Below are 2,952 nucleotides of genomic sequence, written 5' to 3' on the forward strand. Positions count from 1 at the left end.
GATCAGCAGCACCGCATTGACCACCGCGGTAAAGACTTCCGCCCGAAACCAGCCGAAGCTGCGCGAGTCGGTGATCTTGCCGTGTCGGGCCACCAGCAGTGCGACCAGCCCCATGGACACCGCGACCACATCGGTCAGCATGTGCCCGGCATCGGCGATCAGCGCGAGCGAGTTGATGGACAAGCCGACAAAAAGCTCGACGAAGAAGAAGCCGCCGATCAGTACGACGGCAACGACCATCGGCCAGATCCGCCGGGATCCTCCGCCGCGCGCCAGTTCGGCAGCGGTCGGACCGTGCGAGTGCCCCTCGTGGTCATTACCCATGACCTCAATATATGCGCGTCTACGCATATATTTCAAGGTGGCGCCGCGCCCGTCCGGCCCAACCAGCCCGCCCGCCCGGGTGATCAGTCGAGCCGCAACTGGGCGATCGCCGACTCGCGCTTGAGTCCGGCCACCATCAGCATGTCCACTAACAGCGAGCGAAGCTCCACCAGCAGCGCCACCTCGGAGACGTCGCCGCCGCCGCCAGCGAGTAACGCCCGCGTCTCCTGCAGCGCCGGGCGCGCGCACCGCACAATAGTGCGCAGGACGCGGGCCGCGTCGGCACCGTCGGGCGTGCCAGTCGGGGGGGCGAGCATCATGGCGCGCAGGATCTCGAATCCGTCGGGCAGTGCGGCCATCAGATCCAGCACCGACCGTTCCACACGCACGCCGCGTTGGGTCAGACCCAACGCTCGGCGGGTGACGATCCGAAAGTTGCGCATGCAGTTGTCGATCGGCTCGGCTGTCGCGCCGATCCGTTCCAGCCGGCGCCGCTCGGCCCAGTAGAGCGGCGAGATCATCCCCACTTCCCGGACAACGCCCATGTCCACGTACATTCGGTCAATCTGCCCCTGCGTGCCCCGCGCCCGATCCAAGATCACCGCCACCGCGGCCTCGTCCGAAGCGCGCAGTGCCACCGCCAAATCTCCGGAGAAATCCCGCAGCGTAGCCAGTACCACCGCCGCATTACGGCGAGCCCGGCGCGCCGGATTGACCGGTACCAGCGCGCCGATCAGCAACGCCACCGCACCGCCGATCATCGCGTCGACCGCTCGCTCGTAACCGGCTGCCTCACCCGGTGGGAGCAGCGTCGCCACCAGCACCGCCGATGTGCCCGCCTGCGTGGTGACCATGGGTGCGCCGTCGGCCACCACTGCCACCGCCATCGCTACCACCACCACCACGGTGATCTGCCAAGCCCCCGAACCGATCTGGGCGATCACCAGGTCGCCGATCAGAATGCCGATCAGCACGCCGCAGATCAGCTCGATCGACCGTCGCCAGCGTTTGGTCAGCACCAGGCCCAGCGAGACCACCGCCGAGATTGGCGCAAAGAAGGGCGCAGCGTGATGCAGCAGGTCGGCGGCGATAAACCAGGCGAGACCTGCCGCGATCGCGCATTGCAGGATCGGGACCAGCGAGAGCCCCAACCTGCGCACCCGCGTCGCCAGGGTCACCGGCAGCCGGTCGATCAGCCGCGAGCTCGCCGCCCGGATCCGATCGATGGCCATCGATCAGTCAGTCCAGACCGAGCTCGACGATCGCGCGCGCGTCGCTGTCGTTCAGCAAGTCGAGGCAGCGCAGGTACTCGTCCTCTTCCCCGATCAGCTGTGCGGCGCGGGCCAACGCACCGACGCAACGCAGGAAACCGCGATTCTCCTCGTGGCTCCACGGCACCGGACCGTAGCCCTTCCAACCGTGCCTGCGCAGTTGATCCAGTCCGCGGTGGTAGCCGGTGCGGGCAAAGGCGTAGCCCGCGGTCACCCTGGTCAGATCAGGCTCGGTGCCCTTGTCGGCGCCCGCCAGGGCCGCCTCCGCCAGATAGGCCCAGGCGATCGACGCCGACGGGTGTGCGGCGGCGACCACCGCGGGGTCGGCACCGTTGAGGAGATCAGACTCGGCGTCGTCGTCTCCGGTCAGCAAGGTGGGCGGGGGTCCTAGCAGGTCTCCAAATGAGGTCACTCCGCCATTGTGTCACTCCGAGGGCAGCGACCGGGGTGCGCCGCGAGACTCAAGATTCGATACTCTCGTCAGTGTGCCGTCGACGTTCGGCATAACCTCTCGACAAGTAGGAACCGCGCAGTATGCCGACTTCGGATAACGACAAGACCAGCGCCATCAACAAGGTGGTTGACGCTTTCCGCGCCCGCCGAGCCGGCGACGATGTCCCGGACGTCGACGTGGCCGCCGCAGGCAGCGCCCCCACACCGGTCGCCAAAATCGAGCCGGGCCAGGCACTGGGCGGCGGGGACTCCGCAGCTCCGACTAAGGCGTTCGCCATTCCAACCGCCCCGGACAGCGCCGACGAGACCGAGTCCACGGACCAGGACGAACCCGATGATGCGTCCGTGGCCGACGATGACGCCGTCGCCGCGGAGTCCGCCGCGGGCGACGTCGCTGACGGCGCGGCCGACGAGACCACCGAGGATGACCAAGCTCCGGCCCTCGACGAGGCCGACGACGCAGCGACCGGTGCCCAGCCGGCCGAACTGGAGCTCGCGGTCGACTCTGCCGACGGCCTGGAACTCGCCGATTCCGAGGTCGCCGCCGATGATTCGGCCGCCGCAGTCGCCGCCGTGGAGCACACCGCGAACGGTATTGCACACCAGACGGTGGTGCAGGTCGAAGGCTCCGGCGCGCAGTCCGACGTCCCGGCCCGGTCCGCCGACACCTCCATCCACCCGGATGAGATCGAGCGCACTGACATCGTCGAGCATCCGGTCGACCTGCCGCAGGATTCCACCGATTCCGCCACCGACTCGTCCACCGACGCCACGCCGACCGAGGAAATCACTGTGCCGGTCGACGCTACGGCGGACGCCCCCACCCAGAAGATTGACCTTCAGAAGGCCGCGCAGGGTGCTGCCGGCGCTGCAGCTGCCGGTGCCGCGGCTGCCGGTGCCGCGG

3 protein-coding genes and 1 pseudogene are annotated in these 2,952 nt (G+C 68.4%); 1 reads left to right on the forward strand and 3 read right to left on the reverse strand.

The genetic code is table 11. The features are described from left to right. The 3 genes from WAW85_RS15100 to WAW85_RS15110 all read right to left on the reverse strand — a co-directional run. On the reverse strand, positions 1 to 324 hold a 324-nt coding region (locus WAW85_RS15100; RefSeq protein ID WP_422560408.1), incomplete at its 3' end, for a cation transporter. A gap of 83 nt (positions 325 to 407) precedes the next feature. Then, the gene (locus WAW85_RS15105) at positions 408 to 1,556 is read right to left on the reverse strand and encodes an FUSC family protein (RefSeq protein ID WP_422560409.1); all 1,149 of its coding nucleotides are present in this window, start codon (positions 1,554 to 1,556) and stop codon (positions 408 to 410) included. Between the two features lie 7 nt (positions 1,557 to 1,563). Beyond that, entirely contained in the window at positions 1,564 to 2,007 is a 444-nt protein-coding gene (locus tag WAW85_RS15110) for a DUF3151 domain-containing protein (RefSeq protein ID WP_422560410.1), read from the reverse strand. Between the two features lie 122 nt (positions 2,008 to 2,129). On the opposite strand from WAW85_RS15110, the pseudogene WAW85_RS15115 reads away from it, so the two are divergent. After that, positions 2,130 to 2,952 (forward strand): annotated as a pseudogene (locus WAW85_RS15115) (hypothetical protein); the annotation flags it as partial.

It is taken from the genome of Gordonia sp. (in: high G+C Gram-positive bacteria) (assembly GCF_049299075.1).
Classification (GTDB): Bacteria; Actinomycetota; Actinomycetes; order Mycobacteriales; family Mycobacteriaceae; genus Gordonia.